General features: G+C 32.6%; 18 protein-coding genes and 5 pseudogenes. 21 read left to right on the top strand and 2 right to left on the bottom strand.

Annotated elements, in window-relative coordinates:
- Window positions 1-340 precede the first annotated feature (340 nt).
- Window positions 341-2,020, top strand: a complete 1,680-nt coding sequence (locus G9F74_RS19285; RefSeq protein WP_016108176.1) for an SH3 domain-containing protein — start codon at window positions 341-343, stop codon at window positions 2,018-2,020.
- Between the two features lie 212 nt (window positions 2,021-2,232).
- On the opposite strand, the gene G9F74_RS19280 is transcribed toward G9F74_RS19285, so the two are convergent.
- Window positions 2,233-2,778, bottom strand: a complete 546-nt coding sequence (locus G9F74_RS19280) for a hypothetical protein (RefSeq protein WP_165406236.1) — start codon at window positions 2,776-2,778, stop codon at window positions 2,233-2,235.
- A gap of 871 nt (window positions 2,779-3,649) precedes the next feature.
- Between G9F74_RS19280 and G9F74_RS19270 the strand changes: the two genes are divergently transcribed.
- The 10 genes and pseudogenes from G9F74_RS19270 to G9F74_RS19230 all read left to right on the top strand — a co-directional run bounded on the left by G9F74_RS19270 (window position 3,650) and on the right by G9F74_RS19230 (window position 15,607).
- Window positions 3,650-4,084, top strand: coding sequence for a hypothetical protein (locus tag G9F74_RS19270; RefSeq protein ID WP_002038451.1), 435 nt, complete (start codon window positions 3,650-3,652; stop codon window positions 4,082-4,084).
- A 236-nt stretch (window positions 4,085-4,320) separates the two neighbouring features.
- Complete coding sequence (locus G9F74_RS19265; protein WP_000532009.1) at window positions 4,321-5,019, top strand: YrrS family protein; 699 nt, start codon at window positions 4,321-4,323, stop codon at window positions 5,017-5,019.
- Window positions 5,020-5,390: 371 nt separating this feature from the next.
- A complete protein-coding gene (locus G9F74_RS19260; protein ID WP_016108177.1) occupies window positions 5,391-6,854 on the top strand; it encodes a hypothetical protein in 1,464 nt (487 codons plus the stop codon).
- Between the two features lie 343 nt (window positions 6,855-7,197).
- Window positions 7,198-7,680 carry a hypothetical protein gene (locus tag G9F74_RS19255; RefSeq protein ID WP_000287105.1) on the top strand — a complete coding sequence of 161 codons (483 nt, stop codon included), beginning with the start codon at window positions 7,198-7,200 and terminating at the stop codon, window positions 7,678-7,680.
- A 656-nt stretch (window positions 7,681-8,336) separates the two neighbouring features.
- Window positions 8,337-8,523: pseudogene (locus G9F74_RS29905) on the top strand (hypothetical protein).
- 864 nt (window positions 8,524-9,387) lie between these two features.
- Window positions 9,388-10,836 carry a transglutaminase domain-containing protein gene (locus tag G9F74_RS19250; RefSeq protein WP_000812373.1) on the top strand — a complete coding sequence of 483 codons (1,449 nt, stop codon included), beginning with the start codon at window positions 9,388-9,390 and terminating at the stop codon, window positions 10,834-10,836.
- A gap of 371 nt (window positions 10,837-11,207) precedes the next feature.
- Window positions 11,208-11,412 (top strand): annotated as a pseudogene (locus G9F74_RS30440) (hypothetical protein); the annotation flags it as partial.
- Window positions 11,413-12,386: 974 nt separating this feature from the next.
- Window positions 12,387-13,079 (top strand): L-serine ammonia-lyase, iron-sulfur-dependent subunit beta, encoded by a 693-nt coding sequence (gene sdaAB / locus G9F74_RS19240; protein WP_016108179.1) that lies wholly within the window; start codon window positions 12,387-12,389, stop codon window positions 13,077-13,079.
- 21 nt (window positions 13,080-13,100) lie between these two features.
- Window positions 13,101-13,991 carry an L-serine ammonia-lyase, iron-sulfur-dependent, subunit alpha gene (sdaAA, locus tag G9F74_RS19235; protein WP_000282015.1) on the top strand — a complete coding sequence of 297 codons (891 nt, stop codon included), beginning with the start codon at window positions 13,101-13,103 and terminating at the stop codon, window positions 13,989-13,991.
- Between the two features lie 293 nt (window positions 13,992-14,284).
- Window positions 14,285-15,607: an aromatic amino acid transport family protein gene (locus tag G9F74_RS19230; protein ID WP_001014214.1), complete on the top strand. Its 1,323-nt coding sequence runs from the start codon at window positions 14,285-14,287 to the stop codon at window positions 15,605-15,607.
- 71 nt (window positions 15,608-15,678) lie between these two features.
- Here G9F74_RS19230 and G9F74_RS30575 read toward each other — a convergent pair.
- Window positions 15,679-15,789: pseudogene (locus G9F74_RS30575) on the bottom strand (IS6 family transposase); the annotation flags it as partial.
- Between the two features lie 519 nt (window positions 15,790-16,308).
- Here G9F74_RS30575 and G9F74_RS19225 point away from each other — a divergent pair.
- From G9F74_RS19225 to G9F74_RS19180, 10 genes and pseudogenes are all read left to right on the top strand, one after another.
- Window positions 16,309-16,531, top strand: a pseudogene (locus G9F74_RS19225) (YxeA family protein); the annotation flags it as partial.
- 392 nt (window positions 16,532-16,923) lie between these two features.
- Window positions 16,924-17,691 (top strand): ABC transporter ATP-binding protein, encoded by a 768-nt coding sequence (locus G9F74_RS19215; RefSeq protein WP_016108180.1) that lies wholly within the window; start codon window positions 16,924-16,926, stop codon window positions 17,689-17,691.
- Window positions 17,681-19,663: an FtsX-like permease family protein gene (locus tag G9F74_RS19210; protein ID WP_016108181.1), complete on the top strand. Its 1,983-nt coding sequence runs from the start codon at window positions 17,681-17,683 to the stop codon at window positions 19,661-19,663. The genes G9F74_RS19215 and G9F74_RS19210 overlap by 11 nt, the downstream gene beginning before the upstream one ends.
- Window positions 19,664-19,744: 81 nt before the next feature.
- Window positions 19,745-20,416, top strand: a complete 672-nt coding sequence (locus G9F74_RS19205) for a response regulator transcription factor (protein WP_000720530.1) — start codon at window positions 19,745-19,747, stop codon at window positions 20,414-20,416.
- A complete protein-coding gene (locus tag G9F74_RS19200) occupies window positions 20,413-21,435 on the top strand; it encodes a sensor histidine kinase (RefSeq protein ID WP_016108182.1) in 1,023 nt (340 codons plus the stop codon). Before G9F74_RS19205 ends, G9F74_RS19200 begins: the two co-directional genes overlap by 4 nt.
- 542 nt (window positions 21,436-21,977) lie before the next feature.
- The gene (locus tag G9F74_RS30135; RefSeq protein ID WP_224992858.1) at window positions 21,978-22,229 is read left to right on the top strand and encodes a WYL domain-containing protein; all 252 of its coding nucleotides are present in this window, start codon (window positions 21,978-21,980) and stop codon (window positions 22,227-22,229) included.
- A gap of 39 nt (window positions 22,230-22,268) precedes the next feature.
- On the top strand, window positions 22,269-22,415 hold the full coding sequence (locus tag G9F74_RS30130) for a hypothetical protein (protein ID WP_229181202.1): 147 nt from the start codon (window positions 22,269-22,271) through the stop codon (window positions 22,413-22,415).
- A gap of 239 nt (window positions 22,416-22,654) precedes the next feature.
- Window positions 22,655-23,314 carry a protein kinase family protein gene (locus tag G9F74_RS19190; RefSeq protein WP_000026521.1) on the top strand — a complete coding sequence of 220 codons (660 nt, stop codon included), beginning with the start codon at window positions 22,655-22,657 and terminating at the stop codon, window positions 23,312-23,314.
- Window positions 23,315-23,575: 261 nt separating this feature from the next.
- Window positions 23,576-23,950: a recombinase family protein gene (locus G9F74_RS19185; protein ID WP_000333841.1), complete on the top strand. Its 375-nt coding sequence runs from the start codon at window positions 23,576-23,578 to the stop codon at window positions 23,948-23,950.
- A 232-nt stretch (window positions 23,951-24,182) separates the two neighbouring features.
- A pseudogene (locus G9F74_RS19180) lies at window positions 24,183-24,334 on the top strand (zinc dependent phospholipase C family protein); the annotation flags it as partial.

Genomic DNA, 24,334 nt, shown 5'->3' with positions numbered 1-24,334 from the left:
ACTACAATTCGTAGTGTGAAAGGGGAGCAGGTATATTTAAGCAAAAGTATAAGTTAAATGAAGAAGGCCTAAATTATGATTTTTTTATTTTTGTAGTATTAATTATAGGTGATTATTAGTAGCTATTTTTTTTGGAAATTAAAACTACATTGTGTAGTGTTAGATTGAAGCAATGAGAGAATTTTCAAAGTGTAATGGATTTAAGTTTCTTTTATTACTAGGTATAGATGGTGGATAATAAAAGGATACTTTTCCTGAATAGTTAGAATGAAAAGAAATGGAAGTTAACATAAAAACATAATGATACTTGAATATGTTTGTAGGAAGGTGTTTTATACTTATGAAAAAAATTTTAGCTAGTGTAGCAGTAGCTTCTGTTACAGGAAGTGTATTTATTAGTACTGCTCAAGCGAAAAATACTGTTATACAAAAAGACACGAAGCATGAGCAAACTATTGATGTAGTAAAATATGAAAATCAAGTAACAGTAAATACGAATGTTCTACGTGTCCGCACACAGCCAAATACGTCTAGTGCAATTATGGGACGCGTGTATGAAGGGGAAGTTTTACAAGTTATTGGAGAAGAAAACAGTTGGTTGAAAGTCAATCATAACGGAAAAATTGGCTACGTCAGTAGTGAATTTATTTCGAAAAATGGCGTACTAGCAAAGACGAATATAGGTAAGAGTCGTAGTAAAATTGTAACTGCTAATGTATTACGTGTTCGCACACAGCCAAATACATCTAGTGCAATAATGGGGCGCGTGTATGAAGAGAAAGTTTTACAAGTTATTGGAGAAGATAACGGCTGGTTGAAAATTAACCATAATGGAAAAGTGGGTTATGTAAGCAGTCAATTTGTGAAAGACAGTGGCTCAAATGGAAGCGACAATAACAATGGGAAATTTCAAGTAGCGAGTGGGGATTACAAAGTTAACGTATCCTCCCTCCGCGTTCGTACAGGTCCAAGTACTTCCCATACGATTTTAGGCTCTATGTATAAAGGACAAGTAGTTCGAGTGACTGGTGAAGTACAAAATTGGTTCAAAATTAACTATAAAGGACAAGACGCCTATATTAGTAAAGATTACATTTCAAAGAGTGGCTCTAATGCAAATGAACAACAAAATAATGTTACGGTTCAGGCTGACGGTATATACATTGTAGACGCTACATCTTTACGTGTGCGTACAGGTCCTGCTACATACCATAGTGTAATTGGTGGTGTATTAAACGGACGAACATTGCAAGTAACTGGCGTTGAAAATGGCTGGTTGAAAATTAATCATAATGGAAGAACTGGTTATGTAAGCAGTGAATATGTAAAATTTGTTAAAAGAGGTACACCACCAAAACCTGAAACAAGTAATCCATCTACTGGAGCAACAGTTGATGACTACTATGTTAACGTAAGCGTGTTAAATGTAAGAAGCGGTGCTGGTACAAATCATGGTGTAATCGGTGCTTTATTAAAAGGAATAAAAGTACAAGTTCTATTTGAACAAAATGGATGGAAAAAAATTAATTACAACGGTAAAAACGGTTATGTATCAAGTAAATTCCTATCAAAAACAAGTGAGACTGATGCAGAGGAGCAGCGACAATCCCAAGAGATAAATACAACAAATGAATTTATTCAACCAGCTGTAGGAAGATATACTTCTGGATTTGAGAAACGTGGTGGGCAAATGCATCACGGATTAGATATTGCTGCTTCAGGAATAGTGCCGGTTGTTGCCGCCGCAGAAGGTGTAGTCACTCGCTCTTATTATTCTACAAGCTATGGTAATGTTGTGTTTATTTCTCACAATATTAACGGACAAACATATACGACTGTATATGCTCATTTAAAGAGTCGTTCTGTTTCTGCTGGTCAAAAAGTGAAGCGAGGACAACAACTTGGCATAATGGGGAATACAGGACAATCTGAAGGACAGCACTTACATTTTGAAATCCATAAAGGTGAATGGAATGCACAGAAGAGCAATGCTATGGATCCAAAAACATATATTGGTTAAGTTAAAATTTATTATTTCAAGATGGAATGGTATACCTTCTCAAGCAAAGAGAATTGAATATCTATGAAATTAATGTGTTATCAATTATATAGATGTAGAAATTTTGGACTAGCGATTCAAAGTGTTTTTAATCTTCATCTGTTAAGAAATAAAATTAATGAAATCGATCCCCTCTAATATAATGAAATATTAGAGGGAATCGATTATAGCTGCTAATGTTTATGTTGTTCTTCTGTGGAAGAGGTTGGCGGGACATGCTCTGGGAACGTTATGAATACAGTCAGGATAATTACTACGCCAATGGAGAGTAATAATAGAAACCGACGATGGATATAAGTAGTAAAGGTTTCTGATAAAAGCTGAATTATACATGACATAGTTATCGTTATAGAAAGTAAAAGGCTAATGAATAGTATACTATGAGCTTGTTGCGCATTTAGCATTTCTGTAATCATTGCTCCCATCATACTTGCCATTAATCCAGAGAACATTCCTTCTAAGGCAGTATATAGGTGAAAACGTAGACCGACTAAAAGACCGATACAACCACTAATCAAAATAGCAAGCAAAGTAGAATATAGTAATTCCCCTTTAAAGAGAATACCTAAATAAAAACCTATACTTAAACCGATACTCATACTAAAAGACATAATAAATACCATATACTCCATTAGGGTACCCTTACGTTTAAAAATATATGATGTAATAATAATTGAGATACAACAAAGTGTTAAGGCAGTTAACGTATAAGCAAACATCATGATACCTCCCTGTCCTATCATTCACTTCATCATATGTTCGAATGGAGAGTACTTATGCTAATATATATCTGCAAATTATCTGCACAATTTAAAAAGGTAAGTTCAATATAATTCTCAAAAAATGATGGTTATCTTAGTAGATGATGCTTCATAAGGAATTGTTGTATTTAAAATTTTATAGAATATACTGAAGAAACTGTTTTAGTGTGATAACTGCAAGGATCATCAGTGGAATCTAAAAAATCTCTATGTAAAGCTACTGATTCAATGATTCATGTAAAACTGATATTACTTGTTCTGCCGATTATACTTTCAAAAAGCAACCATCAACAGATAGCCAACTCATTACATTTGAAGCTGTACGAAAATAATATGATCGCACATTTATGAAATGGGATGTTTGTAAAAGAACTGAGCGTTATTTTTCGCTCAGTTCTTTTGTTTATATAAAAAAGATTTTTAACTAAACCTGCTAAGAATTTGTGAAGAATTACATTTAAACTAACGAGGTGCGTTAGTTTAATAAGAATTAAGTGATATTATGAGTGAGGTGAGATTTTGGTTATTCAATTAAAGGAGCGCTTTAACGGAATAATGAAAAGAACCTAATTCCTCAATATAAATGTTGATAAATGGGGCTTTTTAATATGGGGATTTCCTTAACGTTGTAAATGCGCATTTTCCTGACGCTACCCCTACTTGACGAAACAAATGATAGGAAATTCATGATGATATATACATATTCATTATTGAAATTAGTAATAATAAAATGTATTATTGAAAAGCACTATTTATAATTCAAGTAATCAAGGCTATGTATCCATAATAATTTGAACATTCAGAAATTATAATATTATCTAAAAATGAGGTGAGGTTAATAGAAACAGTACATATTAAGTGGTATGGATTGTATAGTTTAAATGATTTTTATAATAGAGAAGAAGCTTTTAAGAAGGGAATATTTGCAATCTCTAGAGTATATGCTAAGAATGAAACATTAATCTATATAGGAAAAACCAAAAGAAGCTTTATACAAAAGATAAGGGAACTTAATAAGGATTGGATTTTTGATGAAAGCGAATTAAAGATTACATTAGGAATAATAGAGTTTCCTAGTGGTGAAAGTTACTCTGAGAGAAAGGTAAAAGAGATAAAATCCCTTTTGATTTTACGACATACCCCAGTAGAAAACAACACATCTTTATTGTACCATAGAGGGCAGTTTAATTTGAAAATTATAAATAAGGGAAGAAGAGGCTTAATTGTTAAAAAGATTTCTACAGGAGATCTAATGTGGACGTAATTGGAATCACCTTTGAATAAAATTGAAGGTTTCTTACGAACAGATGCTTATCAATTTTTAATGTATTAAAATATTTTTGAATAACATATGTCAGATGCTTGAAAAAACACAAATTTTATTATGATATGAAATCTTGTATGGGAATTGTAATTCATTTCCATCGTTTAATAAAAATATTAAGAATTATAAGAAATGCATAAAGATTAGAAGAGAAAATAAACTCGGAGGTTTAAAAAATGGGACAAGTAAGCAGGTTTCAAGAAAAACAACAAAATCGTCGTAAAAAGGTGATTTTTAATATTGCATTTACTTTGGTATTAGTGACAGTTGGTGTAGTGACATACCAGTTGTTTTCCCCTTCTGATACATCAAAGAAAGCAATTGCTCAAGAAAAGAAAGCAACAAAGATAGAAGAGAAGAAACGTAAAGAGAAAGAAGCAACGCAGTTAGAAGAGAAGAAACGTGAAGAGAAAGAAGCAGCGCAGTTAGAAGAGAAGGAACGTGAGGAGAGAGAAGCGGCACTGTTAGAAGAGAAGAAACGTGAAGAGAGAGAAGCAGCACTGTTAGAAGAGAAGAAAAATGAAGAGAAAGAAGCAGCACTGTTAGAAGAGAAACAAAAAGCAGAAAAATCGGTATCTCAAGAAAAGGGTTCTCAAACTAATCCTTCTTGGAAGCCAATTGGTACAAAGCAAGGAACAAAACCTGAAATGAAATTTAAAGAAGGAACAGTAGATTGGAGTGAGATGAAAGAAGCAATTTCTTATGCTGTTGATGTTCCAGAGAGCCAATTGATTTTCGATTTTATTGGGAATAATGGTAATAATAAAGCTTACGGTAATATACGAGATAAACAAAGTAATAAAAAATATAAGGTTGATATTGATTGGGTAGAGAATCAGGGTTGGAAGCCAGTATCTGTCCAAGTGGTAAAATAGATAATAGAATTTTAATTAGGTGTTTAAAAGTTTACTTTTGTAAAAGTTCAAAAAAGAGTCCTTATCAATCAGGACTCTTTTTGGTATGTTGACAGCATTAATTACGTTGTACGAGAAAAAAAGAAAGGAATGAAATATTCTCCTCGTAGTAAACGACTTAGTGGTACCAATGTTTATATGACCAACACTCCTGCTTGAAAACATTAGAGATGTACAGAAACAAAAGCAGCAAGGTTTTTTCGGTTTGTTTAAAGACTAATTAATTGATTAAATGACTCTTCCAAAAAAAACTTAAATCTATTAAATAGTCTAAGCACTCTTTCGTTTTTTTCATATTATATATTGAAAAAAATAATAGAAAGGGTGATCAAATGCCGCCAAAACCAAAACCAAATGATAAAGAAGTTCAAGTGAATAACCCTGCTGTTGATATCGCTAGTTTTCCAAATATAACTCAAAGCGAGACAAGCCTTGCGCGTTTTAAAGATTTTATTTTGTGTGGATTTAATGATACCAATAATGCCACAGGGGTAGCTGGGGCATCAAGTTATTCAGGGTTTTCCTTTTCAAAAGATTTAGGTAAAAATTGGACCGATGGTGGGTCAATACCAGCCAATCCTGGAGGTCAAAATTTTGGTGATCCATCTTTAGCAGTTGATAGAAATGGAGTATTTTATTATTCACAAATTGGGGATGAATTGATTGGAGGCAGGCAAGAAGGTGTAATCACTGTTTCAACCGGAACGATCAGTCCAAACAAAACAATAACTATGAACCTTCCTCAAGTTGTTGGACGAGGGCAGACTCCAGCTGCTAGTGATCCAGGAAATCAAGATAAAGCGTGGATTACAGTAGGTCCTGATGCTGATAATCCAGGAAATGAGGCTTTATATGTTGTATGGACTGACTTTGGCCCTCCTAATGTAGGTACAAAAATTCGTTTTTCAAAATTTGGAACAGGTGTAACATTAACTCCTATTATTCCAAGTCAAACGATTGTCGCTGGGGCTAATGTAGTGTTTGGAGCCTTTCCGGTAGTGGATAAAGCGGGGAATATATATGTTTTTTATGAAAGTCGTTTGCCAGGCACATTTGCTCAGCTAAATACTGCGAACCGTTCCATTCGTATGGCTAAGTCAATCGATGGAGGAAATACCTTCCCAATAAATGTACAAGTCTCTGCTGGCCTATTTGCAGCAGCGGCTACGGATGTTGTACCATGCGGACCAGCCAATGAACTCCGTCCTGTTATATTAACAGAGCAGCAACGGGTGATTAGGATGTTTGAGATCCCTCAAGCGGGTATAGGACCAGATGGTACGATTTATGTAGTATGGAATCAACGTAGAAATATTGGAGGTACAATCTTTATCGATGTCTTTTTAGCCTATAGTCAAAACGGAGGAAATAACTGGACTCAAGTGAATATCTCCAATAATTTGCCCCATTCATTCTTTCCATCAGTAGCTGTCAATAAAGAGGGAGCTCATGTTCAATATAACCGCTTTAATGATCCTAATAATGTTGGCGGCATAGGTAATGGAACGTTTGGTGTGTTTATGAAAACTTTCTCTTTTCATAAGGGTGTTGGTAAAGTAGGTAAAGAAAGTATGGTTAGCACTGCATTTTCTCAAGTGCCTAATAATCATATACCAAGCGGCGGGGTTTTCGTGAATTTTGATCCAAGAGTATTTTCTTGTTATATGGGTGAATACAATCAAGTTATTACAGGTCCAGGCCATTCATTGCTCCATGCTTGGGGTGACAATCGAAATATTTTGAACGGACAGAATAATCCTGATGTATTCTTTAGAAAAACCGAGTCAAAGCCATAACCTAGTAAATTTCTCTAATAGGGGTCACCATACATGCCCATCAACTTAAGAAATTGGTAGTTCCCCAAAACGAAGAAAATTTTCGTTTTGGGGATACTTCAAAATATTAGCTTGATGGGCATGGGATAGTAACAACAAAACGCAAATTTTCAAAACGGTTTACCAATAATCGCTATACACCAGCTTGATACAATAATATTTGGTGTGAGTTCAATACATATTATTAAAATTAAGATGGTTTAAGTCGAAGGAAGGTACCTTAGGGTGTCTTTATATATATATGTTATACCGTCAGCATTTCGGAACAAAACAGGAGGTTCCCTTGCGAGGTTAGGATTCTTCCTTGTACTCGCTACTGATGAAATTACAAATTAACGAATTATATAATTTATTAGACACATTTAAAGAAAAAGAACTATCTATTGGATATAGTGGATTAATAATTTATAGTAATAGTGCATTAGAAAAGGAACAATTGGGGTATAGCATAGATAATAAAGGAGATTGGAGACAGTCTTGGTTTGTCATAGGGCACGAGGAGGAATATGGAAACCCTATCTTTGTAGATATGAGTAGAAGATATTTACCAATATATACTGCGGAACATGGCGAAGGTGAATGGAATCCAAGGATAATAGCATCTTCATTAAAAGGATTTATTAAGACATTAAACTACCTATATGATTTATCAAAAGACAGGGAAAATCCGATTGAAAATAAAGATAATGCTTTGTCTGTATGCGATAAAGCAAAACTCCTTACTAAAATCATAATTCAAACAAAGCGACTAAACATCCGTTTTTGGCTAGGATACTTTCTAGAATGAATATTAGAGGGTTAAATTCCGATAACGATAATTATGTAAATGAGCTGTCCATATGGGCAGCTTATTTTATTTTTCCGCATAGCTTACGTTATTTTGAAAAATACTTGCGGTACCCTTACTAGTATTCTTGCATTTAAATTATTTTTAATATATTATATTTATATGGTAATATAAATATAATATGCAAAAATGATTCAAATCTATTAATAAGATGTAAGTCCTTTTCAAAGATAAAAAAATTTTAAATAGAAGTTTATTTACCTTTCAATGATAGGAGTTAATGTTCCTAGAACATAGAGAAAAAAGGCGCCATACAGAGTAATCTGACAAACCTGAGAGGTATTGTATGTAGTTTGCTCATCTCATACAAAACAAAAGAGCCTTACCTCTCTAGGCAAGACTCTACTAGTTTAGTTGTATAATATTTACATAGTAACTAAGAAACAGAAAACATATAGGACTAAGTAGCAGAACCCTAACATTCCTCCTACAGCTAATACCTGTTTAACCCAACCCTTAAATTTTAGATTACTGTCAATCTCTTGCACTCTTTCCATATTTCCTCCTATTAAGGAGAACCCTTAAAGACTCTCACCTCGTTATGGTACCATTAAAGAATGACTAATAGAGGTCTAATTTTGTCTAAACGTATAAATATGCAATATTGCATACAGAAATGTATTGTTATAATTGTAAGCGCTTACTATAATGAGAGTATAAAGATTAACCACATCTTAATACGAAAAAAGAGGAGAGAATAATATGGAAATCGCAATGGCAGTTTTAAAATTTATAGGTGGAGCAATCCCATTAGTTCAAGAACTTCTAAAAGCATTTATGTAAATTCACTATTTAGCAATTATTTATAAAAATTATCATACAAATGATCTGTATATCAAAAATGAATTGATTTACAGATTATTTGTGTGAGTAAGGTCCCTTTAACATTATTAAGGGACTTTTTTTAATTTCTAAATACTTAAGGTTACGTCACATCAACATCAAATTAAAAGTACTTTTAAAACATTAAAAAGTGCTCTTTATTTATTATAAATATGAAAGCTAATTTTTGAATATTCGTTCATTTTTGTTTCAACACATAAATGTTCGTAATTACATACATTCTATTATCGCTAACAATATGATTCTCAAAAAATCCTAAATATTAAAAGCTGTTTGAAAGACATAGATCATCAAGTCAATATTGCAAAAAGCAAACGTCCCGAATGTAAAGAACCTCTTATTATAACAGGTACTCAGTATACAGAAGTGACAACAAAATGGTTAATAAATCTGAATTCCGTATAATTAACATAACATTTGACCTGAATTTCCCCATAATGCGCCGTTAAAAAAATTTCACGTGCCATATGTTTAATATGTTTATATAGATAAATAAATGCAAAATCTTGCTTTAATCGCTAATATTGACTAAGATAACTCTTATAACAAAGAGGCTATGTATTATGTGTTTCATAAGCGGAAAGACAAAGAGTTGCATCGTCATCTTTTGGCTAGTTGGTCTAATTTATCCCACATTAACTGCTCGTAAAATCCCGATTGAATCAACTAACAATCAGTGAGGAGAGTAATATCTACTAATGAAAGTGTCACTTTATAATATTGAGTATTTATTTTAGTTTTGCAACGCCCTCATTGTTAATGTTTGATAGATAAATAGCTCGAGAGAAGGGGAATATTAGATTTATGAAACAGAATATAAAAGTTTTAGCTATGGCAGTCGGTCTCACAGTGATGGGATCAACAGTAGCTACTTATACAAGTGCTGATACAGGTTGGAAACAAACTGGATCAGTATGGAATTACTATAATGTAAACGGTGTGAAGCAAACAGGTTGGCAGCAGGTAAACGGAGCATGGTATTACTTTAACGGAAGCGGAGCGATGCAAACAGGTTGGCAACAGGTAAACGGAGCATGGTATTACTTCAACGGAAGCGGAGCGATGCAAACAGGTTGGCAGCAGGTAAACGGAGTATGGTATTACTTCAACGGAAGTGGAGCGATGCAAACAGGTTGGCAGCAGGTAAACGGAGTATGGTATTACTTCAACGGAAGCGGAGCGATGCAAACAGGTTGGCAGCAGGTAAACGGAGTATGGTATTACTTCAACGGAAGCGGAGCGATGCAAACAAATTGGCAGCAGGTAAACGGAGTATGGTATTACTTCAATGGAAGCGGAGCGATGCAAACAAATTGGCAGCAGGTAAATGGAGCATGGTACTACTTCAATGGAAGTGGGGCGATGCAAACAGGCTGGATCCAAGATAATGGTAAACAGTACTACCTTGAAAGTAATGGTGTTTGGAATCCAAATACTACATCTGCAAATAATAATTCACGACCTGACGGGAAACTATTAGACGCATTTCAAAATGAAATAAAAACTCATATTAATAATCAAAAAGAAAATATAACGATGACATATAAATCCCAAAACTCTAATATTAATGAGGTTCTAAATACACTTGTTAAAGAATATGACAAGGCAGTCGAATCTAACGAATATTTGAATCATAATATTTCGCATACGCAATATTCCGTTCGTGGTATTCCAGGAAATTACACGTTTACAGTAAAGATTACATATCGTGAATCCAAAGGACAAACGGACTATGTAAAGGCGCAAGCGAAATCAATTATTAATTCCATTATCAAAGCTGGTATGGATGAACACGAAAAAGTAAAAGTAATCCATGATTATGTCGTAAAGCATGTTTCTTATGATACTTCTTTCCAAGCTTATACAGCATATGAAGCTTTAGCAAACCGCTCTGCTGTTTGTCAAGGGTATGCATTATTAACGTATCAATTGTTAAAAGAGGCTGGAATAGAAACTCATATTGTAACCGGAACTGGAAATGGACAACCACATGCTTGGAATCAAGTGAAAATTGAAGGGAAATGGTACCATCTTGATACAACTTTTGATGATCCAATTCCAGATGTGCAAGGACGAGTAACTTATTCATATTATAATCTGTCTGATGAACAAATCGCTAGAAATCATCAGTGGGATCGTAATAAATTTGCGCCGGCAACAACAAACTATGCTAATGAATTAGCAAAAAAAATCCAGTCGGGTAGCTCAAAAACATGGGAATATCAGGAGATATCAAAAATCATTAAACATTAAAATTAATGTTTTGATGTAACTGCTTTAAAACACTTACTTAGGCATACAGAGATTATGAACCTACAGAGGTAAGTAATATCCGTATGAAAAAGTACATGTATTCACGTTGAGGGTGTTGCAAAACCAAAATGAATATTCTTATAATCAATAAAACTAGTTAAACATAAAATATATAGTGATTTAGTTTTTGTGATAGCAGTGGCTGTTGAAGCTGCAATTTAATTTGTCAAAATGGAATTAGGTTAAAAAAATGAAATAACCTTAGTAGAACAGTTCAATTGATTTGAACTGTTCTACTTGTGTTTGTAAGGTAAACGTCAAGTAACTCCAAAATATACAATAAAAGTGGATTTTGGAGTTGTTTTTTGTGTGCTTCACTTGTTTCCATAATGGTTACTTCAGCTGGTTTGATGTACATCCGAGGGGTTTATTAATAAAGGGGGGCTAGATCATAGGGGATGGGCATTGGAAGGTCCAGAGCTATTATGGCCAATTTGGGGATTAGCTCTGTTTGGCGCTACAAATACTTATTATTATCGGAGGCGTGGTATGTGCAAATATTGCAAACGGATATAAAGTGAACATTTATTAAGTGTGGAAGTGTATTGCCAATGAATAGCAGGATAAATAATTTGTTACAGGAAAACAAAGCTCTTTTATAATTTAATTTTGACGGAATCGATACTTTTTTCCTTTTATCAGCTTGTGAAGTAGTATGGAAATTAGATTTATAATATAAAAGTCAGGCTAAAGTAATTGCAATAAGCAATTTGAATAGTAATCTTAAGTAAATAAAAAAGAGAGAAGAGCTCACAAATGTTCTTCTCTCTTTTTAAATCTAATTAGGGTTTCCATAACTGTAGATATCGATGGTGTAAATTAGTGAATATTGTCAAAGTAGTACTTCAAGTTAAGAGTATAAAAAGAAGTTTCTTTTTTCTGAAAATGTATATTAATACAAAATTAATTATTAATATCAATAAATGGTTTTATGTTTCATTAATGGATTCATTGTCATCTACATTTATTATTTATTGCAACAGCTTTCATTTCCAAAATTAGATGTTTTAACAAAGGACAATATAAGTATCATTATAATGACTTTCCAATATAATCAATGTGTTAATGAAAGGAACTCTGTGTTATTTTTGCTTTTCTAGTAACTAATACAGCTTCAAACAAAGGACACAATTGCTACATGCTAAGTGTAGTCTATTACTCATTCAAGATTCTGTTTATTCAATCTTTCTAAAAATAAAAAAATATTGAGCTCATAAATATACAAGCTATAATGAGGGCGTCGAGAGAGAATTTATTACCTTTAGAGAAAGTATCAAACCTAGTTTTTTGCAAAAATTCTAATGACATTGCAAGTAATCTTTTAAAATTGGACATACTGACATGATTACTCTAAGAAAGGTATGTGATTAAAAGGAAGTGTATTTGACACGAGAATGAAAACGTATTCAATGAGGTCTTGTTTTGAATCAGTCATTTTAATAACTTAGATTCAACTGCAATTAAAAATAACAAATTATGGGGGTGTTTATATGAATGTAGCATCTATTAAAGAAAAAAAGATTGTTAAATACAAAAGTTGTTTTGATGTGATTGGGCCAATAATGATAGGTCCTTCAAGTTCACATACTGCAGGTGCCTTGGCTATTGGAACAGTTGCCAATAAATTATTTCAAGGTCTTCCAAAAAAAGTTGTGGTAAAGTATTATGAATCATTTGCTGAAACCCATAAAGGTCACGGAACTGATTTTGCAATTATTGCTGGGATATTGGGATTTGCTGCCGATGACAGCAAAGTGCCAGATGCTATTAAAATAGCAGAATCTAAAGGAATTGACATTACCTTTATTGAAAAAGCGGGTGATAGTCCTGCTGGTCATCCAAATACGGCAGATGTACATTTAGAGGATGAAAGTCGAAGTATTAGAACGATGGGTATTTCGGTCGGTGGTGGATTGATTGAAGTCAAACATGTTGAAATTGACGGATTTAGCTTAGATCTGCAGGGGCCATTGCCAGTTATTATTGCGATTTCTGAAAGAGCTGACTTTGAATTTGTCTTACGAAGGATCTTTAAACAATATGATGTGGAAATTAACAACTTTCATAGTTTAGAAGATAACAAGAAATATTTATATGCATTCGCTTTGGATTCTCTATTGCCTGGTAATGCGCAGAAGGAATTGGGAAATTTAAGTAATATAGCTAACCTTATTATTCTTTAGTTCCATTAAGGAGTGAAAAAAATGTATATGACCATAAAAGAAATTGTGGATACAGCTAATAAAAGCCAAAAGCCAATTTATGAATTAGCAATGGAACAGGAAATCAAACAAACTAAAACTTCTTATGAAGAAGTTTGGAGTAAAATGGAACGAAATTTAGCGACTATGGAAAATGCCATAAATAAAAGTATCGAGGGCGACGGGGTATTTTCTCCAACCGGTTTAACCGGAGGTGATGCTGTTAAGATTAAAAATTATCGAGAAAATAGGAAAACACTTTCTGGCGATTTGATGGTGTTAGGGATTCAAAGTGCTATCGGTGTTAATGAAGTAAATGCTGCATTAGGGGCTATTTGTGCAACTCCAACAGCAGGTGCGAGTGGGACAATCCCGGGAGTCTTATTTAGTATTAAAGATACGTTGCAGTTAAGTCATGAAGATATGATTCATTTTCTATTCACTTCAGCGTTATTTGGAACGATAGTCGCAAACAACGCTTGTATTTCAGGAGCGTACGGAGGATGTCAAGCTGAAGTGGGCAGTGCCTCAGCAATGGCGGCTGCAGCAGCGGTAGAAGCTGCCGGAGGAACACCACAACAATCTTCTGAAGCTTTCTCAACCGCATTACAAAATTTACTCGGTTTAGTGTGTGATCCGGTCGCTGGTTTGGTAGAAATTCCTTGTGTAAAGAGAAACGCCATTGGAACGGCAAATGCTTTAGCAGCAGCGGATATCGCATTAGCCGGCGTAAACAATATCATCAATGCTGACGAAGTTATTGAAGCGATGTATAGAGTTGGAAGACAGATGCCTCGCGAGTTAAGAGAGACAGGTTTAGGCGGAATTGCCGCTACACCTACAGGGATTTCCATTAAAAATAAAATCTTTGGAGAGAAACAATCAAATCAATAAATAGTTATCGGATATATTGTGAAAAGTGTAACAAATTTATTCTCTATTGTTTGCCTAAGGATATCTGTATATTGGGGGAATTACCACTAAAATATACTACTATATAATTGAAACATTTTGTAAGTGGTAACAAACCCATCAGGTTGATGACTAGTGGAATTTTTGATTTCGATTAACTGAGAAGAAGGATAAACGATGTGGCGCACTTTTTAAGTAATTCATTTTTCAAGAACGATCTATATTCCTAAGTCTAAAAAGAGACGTAAGAATAGGACACAAGGAGGAAGTATTATATGAATGGGAATACTGCAAAAAACATAGAATTTCAAGCTGATAATACTGTAGCAGTAAAAAATGATAAATATCCAGATCCTAAAAAGTGGAATAAGCAGGATACTACCTGGGCATTGAGCCTTTTTGGAACAGCAATTGGAGCAGGAGTACTCTTTTTACCTATTAATGCAGGTTCAGGTGGTTTATTATCATTACTACTAATTACCATACTGGCATATCCCGTAATGTATTACTCACACAGGGCGCTTGCTAAAATGATTTACGCTTCTAATTCTGCTGATGAGGGGATTACAGGGACAATAAGAGAGTATTTCGGAAATAAGGCAAGTATTATTTTTAACATAGTATATTTTGTTTCAATTTATACGATCGTGCTGATGTATTCGGTTGCACTTACAAATACTGCAAGTAGTTTTATCGTGCATCAATTGCATATGCCAGAGCCTCCAAGAGCCATTTTATCGCTCGTATTAGTACTTGGTCTTATCGCTATACTAAATTTTGGTCAAGATATCACTGTGAAAATAATGAGCATGCTCGTATATCCTTTCATAGCTTCTTTACTTTTTATCGCAATATCTTTGATTCCACAGTGGAATACGTCAATGCTTAGTTTTTCAAATGTTTCTACTGCTTCAACAGGAACAGGATATTTTGGAACGATATTGATGATTCTACCAATCATTGTATTTTCGTTTAATCATTCTCCAATGATTTCATCATTTGTTATGAAACAAAGAGCTACCTATGGAATAGAAGCTACTGATGCCAAGTGTGCTCAAATACAAAAGGTTTGTTATATTATGACATTCTCTGTTGTTATGTTCTTTGTTTGGAGCAGTACCTTAAGTTTGACTCCAAATGATCTCATGATGGCAAAAGAACAGAACTTATCAATCCTATCATATCTTGCTAATGAGCTTAATTCGCCTGTAATTACTATTGCAGCTCCTATCATTGCTTTTACGGCCATAACAAAGTCTTTCCTTGGACACTATATAGGAGCATATGAAGTAATGCGTGACATGATTATCAAGTCCAGTCAAACACGCGGGAAAGATATAGGAGAAAAAACAGTTAAGACAATCATCCTTACTTTTGTCGTATTAACATGCTGGTATGTTGCTTATGCAAATCCAAGTATTCTTGGACTTATTGATGCTCTTAGCGGTCCGTTAGTAGCTGCTATCTTATGTCTATTACCGATGTATGCAATCTATAAAGTACCGGTACTAGCTAAATACAAAGGGAAAGCGAGCAATGTATTTGTCATTATTATAGGTATCCTTACTGTACTAGCAAGTATTAAATCATTATTCTAATCCACTATTTTGGGTTCTCATGTGAAAATCGTGAGATATGAAAAAAGAAAGATTGCTAGCGGAATTGAATTTTATATTGTGAAATCAAATAGATTATGGTTTTGGACAAATTTCTCACCTTGGAGAGTTTGTCCTTTTTTGATCATATGCTTAACTTCTATTCCAGCAATTACTTTTTTAGCTGCTTACACTGATTATAATTCAAGCATATTAGACTGCTGTCCCATACCTATCAAGCTAATATTTTAAAGTATCCCAAAACGAAAAATTCAAATCACTACAACAGTGATTTATGAGAATGTAGTGTTTTTTTGTTTTGGGGAACAATCAATTTCTTAAGTTGATATGCATGGGCGGTACCTCTTGTATGTCTTCCTTTATTTTTGGATTAATTATGACTTTTATTTTAAAGTTTGGCGCCCATTAAAGATTTTTTAATAGAAATGTAGAAATATCCTTTAAAGTGATATAAAACATATAATTATACATACATAGAGGAAACTCATTCAAAATGGAAGAATAGAGAAATAACTGTTGTTATATTTATGGAAATGTTAGAACTAAAGAAAAACACCTTTTATAAAAATATGAAGGAATATGAAGAAGTAAATTAGGGCTTTTCCTATAAAGCGTACGACCAACACTTTAACGAAACGCTAGCAAACCATCCGAATTTAAAATCTGTACGTATTTTGATTGGTAACGGAGAAATATCAAAACGTTTTAATTATAATTTAATTGTATTTGATAAAGACGGTAAAGAAAAAAGAATTAGAATTCAATACTCAAAAAAACCTTCGTAAAGAAGCATTCCTACGCGTCTACTACTCTGATAAAAAAGTTGAAGAAGATGTATCAGGTTGGGAAGAAGTGAAGCAGGACGAGATTCCTGCGAAAGTGAAAGAAAAACTAGCTGCGAAATAATAAAAATAAAAAGGGTTTGGCCTTAAAGGTCAAATCCTTTTCTGTTTTCAAAATCTTTTTCTGAAATGACTGTGAATCCATGTCTTTTAAATAGAGCTGTTGTTACGCCGTAACCAGTTTGTGTATTTCCGCTAATTACATAAGTCTTATCGTTTTTTGCATCAGAACAGATACCCCTATATTTATCTGCCTCTTTGCTAAGTCATCGAATAATCCTTACTTATACTATCCCGATTTCTGATAACTTACATGTAGAGATATCACTCAATATAACAAAAATGTAATGTTAATGAAATGTAATTCCATCGATACTATAAATGAAATTATATAAAATGAATAACATAAATGACTGGGAGTTAAAGAATTTTTATAATCAAAAAGGAGAAGTATTAATGCGAAATATATTAAGTGTAGAAAAGATTGAAAAATATTATGGTAATAAAGGTAATGTAACAAAGGCTATAGATAATATTAGTTTTAAGGTAGATGAGGGAGAATTTGTTGGGATAATGGGGCCTTCAGGAAGTGGTAAAACTACATTACTTAACTGTATATCAACGATTGATCATGTTACTACGGGAAAAATAATGATAAATAGTAGTGACATTACTCGGTTAAAATCAAAGTCACTAGATAAGTTTAGACAAAATGAATTAGGGTTTATATTTCAGGACTTTAATTTATTAGATACCCTTACTGCTTATGAAAATATTTCCCTAGCGTTAACAATAAAAGGTGAGAAGAGTTCAAAAATTGATGGGAAAATACAAGCAGTTGCAAAGTATTTAGACATTGAACAAGTATTAAGTAAATACCCTTATCAAATGTCAGGCGGACAAAAACAAAGGGTTGGTTCGGCAAGAGCTATCGTAACAGATCCATCTTTAGTACTTGCAGATGAACCAACAGGTTCGTTAGATTCTAAATCAGCTAGATTATTACTCGAAAGATTTGAAAGTCTAAATAAGGATTTAAAAGCTACAATACTTATGGTTACTCATGATGCATTTACAGCAAGCTATGCTCGTAGAATTCTTTTTATTAAAGATGGAAAAATATTTACCGAGTTGGTAAGAGGGAATGATTCCAGAAAAGAATTCTTTACTAAAATTATCGAAGTTATAACCCTTCTTGGAGGTGACGATAATAATGTACTCTAAGCTTGCTATTGGGAATGTAAAGAAAAGTCTTAAAGATTATGCAATATATTTCTTAACACTAACACTGGCTGTTTGTATATTTTATAGCTTTAACTCCATAGAATCACAAAAGGCATTTATGGAAATTAACGCTTCAGATAGGAAGTATGTGCCTGCAATAATGAACGCTATCTCAGATGTGTCAGTATTTATATCCGTAATATTAGGTGGTTTAATATTGTATGCAAATAATTTCTTAATCAAAAAACGTAAAAAAGAATTAGGAATATACATGACTTTAGGTATGGGAAGAAGAAACATATCTAGAATATTAGTAACAGAGACATTTCTAGTTGGTGTTATCTCTTTAGTGAGTGGGCTTATAATAGGTATTGGAATATCACAGGGATTATCTACATTTGCATTAAAGTTATTTGACTTGCCCATCAGTAAATATAAATTTGCAATTTCAACGGGCGCTATAGGTAAAAGCGTAGTATACTTTGGAATCATGTTTTTGCTTGTTATGTTATTTAATGTATATGTTGTTTCAAAATATAAAATAATTGATATGTTAACAGCAGGTAGAAAAAACGAAGATGTAAAATTTAGAAATCCTCTTATCTATGTAATCGCATTTATTATGTGTGTAGCATCACTTGGATATGCATATGTGACTGTACTAAAAATCGGATTGAATTATAATAACCCTATGCTCATGGTATCAATCATTATTGGCATATTAGGTACATTGCTGTTTTTCTTTAGTTTATCTGGATTTATATTATATGTTGTAAAGAAGAATAAAAAAGTCTATTTTAAAGGGTTAAATATATTTATCATCAAACAAATAAATAGTAAGGTTAATACAAATTTTATATCCATGTCTGTAATCTGTTTAATGTTATTCATTACAATGGTGGCTTTATCTACAGGAATCAGCTTTAACAGAATGATGGACGAAACAACGAAAGAAATAACACCATTTGATGCCAGTATTACGTTGGAGAATAAGGATGAAAGTTACACTATAGAAGACGTATTAAATAAATTTAATTTTAAAATAAGTAATAACGAAAAATATGTATCTTATAATGTATTTCAAACAGGGATGAAAGTTGTGGACTTTGTACCAGAACTTAAAGATTATAATTACAGTATAGATTTCATTAAAGTATCTGATTATAATAAAATTTTAAATCTTAAAGGTGAAAAGGAAATCACTTTAAATAACAATGAAATTTTACTTTTATCAAATGATAGCCGGTTGGTTAATTCGACAAATGAAAGATTAAAAAATAGCAATAAGGTGAATATTAAAGAAAAAGAATATCTGATAAAAAACGCTAAGGTTATACAAGAGAATCTTTACACTTATGATGTGCGAACTAATTACTTCACAATCGTTATAAATGATGAGTTTTTATCAGGCTACAAAATTACTGAGTCCGTACTTAATGTAAATTATTTAGATGGAAATAGAGAAGAATATAATAAAAAATATGATAGCGTTGCACGGGGCTTTTATGACGAAAATGGTCCGAAATTAAATATTAATCGTATAGCAGGCAAATCAAAGGATGAAGTTTGTGCAGAAAGTAAGGGAATGAAAACTATCGTACTATTTATTGGGATATATATAGGGATTGTATTTTTAATAACGAGTATGGCTGTATTAGCTCTTCAACAATTATCAGAAGCCAGTGATAGCATAGATCGATATAAATCTTTGAAGAGAATTGGTTCAAATGGAACAATGATCGACAAAACGATTTTTATTCAAACTTTCGTATACTTCAGTCTTCCAGTTATTCTTGCCATAATTCATTCTATTGTTGGAATTTATGTAGTCAATAAGTATATTAACACATTTCAACAAACAGACATTATCTTACCAGCATTGATGACTGGCTTAGTATTCCTTATAGTTTATGTAATATATTTCTACACGACATATGTCGGGTATAAAAATATTGTAAAAAGTAATACTTGATTTTATAATGCTTATTAGGGCTATTACACCTTGTTTCTCAAGATGTAATAGCCTTATATTCTGTATAGGGAGGGAAAAGTCATGAAAAAAATCATTCTGATTGAAGATGACGAAATCATCAGAGAAGAATTACAAAATTTTTTTATAAAATATGGATATGAAGTAAAGGCTCCCACAGATTTTAATCATATTATCAAATATATAGAAAGTGAGAATGCAGACCTTATATTACTAGACATAAATCTTCCTGTGTTCGATGGCTATTATATATGCAGAGAAATACGTAAAACTTCAGATGTTCCAATCTTCATGGTTACAAGTAGAGATAGTGATGTAGATGAACTAATAAGTATGAATTTAGGAGCAGATGATTTTATAACAAAGCCTTATAATACAGAAATACTATTAGCAAGAGTAACAAACATTTTAAGAAGAACATCTGGAGATTTCAAGATGAATCATATCTTAATTTATAGGGATTTTAATTTAAATCTTTCAAATGCAACAGTTACTTATCAAGACAAGTCTGTAGAATTAACTAAAAATGAAGTTAAAATACTCTCATGCTTAATAAATAATCGCGGGAATATTGTAAGAAGAGATTCACTCATAGAAACTTTATGGAAATCTGATTATTTTGTGGATGATAGCACCTTAACTGTTAATATAAATAGATTAAGAAAAAAGCTTGAAGAGATAGGTATAGAAAATCCAATTGCAACAAGAAGAAGCTTAGGGTATATAATGCCATGAATATAGGTGAATTTACTAAAGATAAAATGGTAGTAATACTATTTAATGTACTTGTATTTATTATACTAGCAGGTATATTGCTGACTGCGAGTGTTCAGTTTATTATAATATTCTTTGTCTTTTGTATTTGGTTTTTTCCATTGATTTCATATATGATTATAGAATTTATAAAATGTAAAAATTATTATAATGAGATTAATGGCATTTTAGAAAACTTGGAGAAAAGATACCTACTACCAGAGGTAGTAAAGGAAGCAAACTTTATACATGGGGAAAAGCTTAACGCTATACTGAAAGAAGTAAGTAGAGATATGCATGAAAATGTAAAGTATTATAGAGACATACAGTTGGATTACAGAGAATATATAGAGACATGGGTGCATGAAATTAAGACACCAATAGCTTCTACAAAGCTTATAATTGAAAATAATCAAAATGAAGTAACGAATAAAATTGACTCTCAAATGGATCGAATCGAGGGGTTTGTAGAACGGGTTCTGTATTATTCTCGAAGCAATAACGTTAATAAAGACTATATTATCAAGCCAATCAACCTTGATAATGTAGTAAGGAATGTAATTAAAAGAAACTATAGGGATTTTATTCATAAGAGAATAAAATTAGATATACAGGATATTGATGAAATCGTATATAGTGATGGAAAATGGGTTGAATTTATTATTAATCAAATAATAGGAAATTCTATAAAGTACTCAAATAACAAAGAACAAATGATACGTATATACTCAATTAAGAAAACTAACTCAGTAATACTAACTATAGAGGATAATGGAGTAGGGATAGTAACTAAAGATATAAATAGAGTTTTTGAGAAAGGATTTACTGGAGAGAATGGAAGAAGATTCAGCAAAAGTACAGGAATGGGCTTGTATCTATGCGAAAAACTGTGTTCAAAATTAGGATTGAAAATTGGCATTGAATCTGAAGTGAATAGAGGAACTAGCGTTACATTAATATTTCCCTTGTCAGGTATGGTAACTTTTGAGCCCTGGTTATAAAAGGGATGCTGCCATCTTTCCACGAATTTCGTATGAAACTTATAAACAAATGTAAAACGGTATGAAAAGAGTAGAAATTCACTTCATACCGTTTGTATTATTTAGCCATTTAACATATTGGTATATGTAATTGTGAATCGGATGGATGTTAATCTGGATTAGTCATTACTATTTTTGATATCCACTAATACTTAAAGTAAGATTTGGTTCGGTTGCTACACAGACCTCGTAAGCGAGAAATTGTACACGATATAAAACAGTAAAATAAACATCCGATCCCCTACCGTACAAGGAATCGGATGTTTTGTGTCTAAATTGTGTCCAAACGTACAATTTTCTTTTTTTGATATGGGACCCCAAAGAGGCAAAAAGAGATAGTTCATGAGGCAGATCAAGTTATCCAATTTGTAGGAATAAATCAAAAAAAGGAATCGCACTTTTTAGGAGAACTCTTCTCTGCAATACTGAATAAAAAGGTAATAGAAATCAATGATTGTAGCTATGGTAACAATCATTGAATCATTTAACACTTAAGATTATTAATTACAAATAGAAATTGGTATTGCTTTAGTTGGGATTTAGACAAAAAAGAATTTCGAAATTTCCGTTGTGACTATATTCAATATACAAAGTATGAAGATGAGGAAAGCATTCCTTTTACTGAAGAGACAATTAGTTCGTTATATAGAAAACAATTCAATACACAACGACCTTTTTCTTTTAAAGTTAGTGAGAAAGGGGTTGAACAATTCTATAAACGCATTTACGATAACATGTCTCTTCAAGAAGAATAACAAAACAAATACATTATTGTGACTTTTGGAGAAAAGGAGATGGATTTTCTGGTTCAGTATTTTTTGTCTTTCGATAAAGAAATTAAAATAATTCCTCCGGAAATGCTACGCCCCAAATATAAGGAATATTTAAAAGAAATATTGGTGGATTGTTATGAAATAAAAAATAGTTCATCTGCAAATTAGCAGGTTAAAATAACATTCCTGATTTAATTTCAATTAGGTTTTTGATGCAATTTTAAACTAGCCCACTGTTATAAAGTTAATATTTATGATGTTCCAAGAACGAAAAATTGTTGTCTTTTATAGCAATAGGATTTATTTTTATTACAAGTTAGGACAAAATCTCGTTCTGGAGTAGTTGTATTTTCTTAGCTTAATAGCGATGGGGTGGGACCCCTTTTAGCAAAAACGGAGTGGAAATGATGAGTATAAATAGTTTTGTGGGATTGATAAAGGACGAATTATTAAAAGAGGTAAGCATAAGAAGTGAGGATGAATTCGAGCCTGTAGTAGTTAAAGATATTCCTAGACTTTGGAAGTGTTTAGGGACAGGTAATTATGCTGCAGTATTTATGCACAAAGAACACAAAGGTTGGGTAGTGAAAGTTTATGCGCGAAAAGGAGAAGGAATTGAAAAAGAGTCAGAAGTATACCGAAGAATCGGAAATCATCCTTCTTATTCGAGGCTTATATATAAAGGAGAAAATTTCATAGTATTGAAACGTTTAAAAGAAATTACCTTATACGATGCTATTCATAAGGGGATTAAAATTCCTAAGCAGGTAATCCTCGATATCAATGAAGCTTTAGAGTATGCAAGAGAACAAGGATTAACTCCTTGTGATGTTCACGGGAAAAATGTGATGATGGAAAACGGAAGGGGATATGTAGTCGATGTATCTGATTTCTTAAAAACAAAAGAAGATAGTAAGTGGAGAGATCTAGAAAAGGCATATTTTACATTTTACTTGCCTTTCATTTATAAATTGCCTCTCCCTGTTAAAATACCGTATTTCATGTTAAACATTGTTAGACGTTCATATAGAAAATATAAGAAGCTTAAAAAGAAATTCAAATTGTAAAAGGACCACATACTTATCTTTAGGTTAGATAAGTGAACCACTAGTAAACAAAAGGGATGTACATTTTAGATTAGTAGTCAACGGTGCATAAAATTTTCGTTCTAGAGGTACTTTAAAATCTTAGGTCGATGGGCATGTAGCGATACTCCATGCCCATTAACTTAAGAAAACAAATCAACCCCAAAATGAAAAAAGAGCTTTTTATTACATATTAGGACAAAATCTAGTTCTGGGAGTAGTTATATTTTCTTAGCTTGATAGGTGTGTGGTGGAACTCAAGAAGGAGATATAGTTGTTGAAGCTCGGATGAATCGATTAGCTAAAAATTTAAAACACATGTTAGAACTCGCTCAAAACTTGGAAAAGCGAAATGTTCATATAGTTAGTCTGGATTATAATTTTGATACAAGAATAGCAACTGGAAAAATGCTCCTTCATATTATTGAAGGTGTTGCTGAATGGGAACGAGAGTTATTGAAAGAAAAGCAAAGAGTCGGATTAGACATTGTTAAAAAAGGGGGACAGCGGGGTTGTCCTCGTAAGTGTGGGAAGAAACATGAAGGGATGGAACATGCTATCCATTTATATATGGAAGGTTATTTCATCCCCTATATTTGGATATGCAAAATTACATAAAAAAATATGTTTAAATAAGACGTGCTTTTATATATAACTAGAGGTAGAAAAGGAAAATTATTGTTTAGGATCAATTTAAAACTTTTAATTTGATCGATGTGTGGTGGTATTCCTTTAAGACAAAAATTAAGCAGTTAGCCTTTGCTCATTGTTCTTTTATTAGAGCTATTTAACTGTGGTTATTAAGATGAATATCCGCATAAGAATCTTTATATTTAGAAAGGAATATAAAATGAAAAAAATCGTATCAACACTATGTATAGCTGGAGTGACTTTAACTATTTTAGGAGTATGTCCTCAAAGTAGCTATGCTCATCTCGATCAAATTGATTTAAATGAGAATGATCCTATTACTGCAAGATGGTCTGCAGAAGCTCCGTATCA

Source organism: Bacillus sp. EKM202B, assembly GCF_011066025.1.
GTDB classification, from domain to species: domain Bacteria; phylum Bacillota; class Bacilli; order Bacillales; family Bacillaceae_G; genus Bacillus_A; species Bacillus_A toyonensis.
This window is presented reverse-complemented; position numbering and strand designations above follow the sequence as displayed.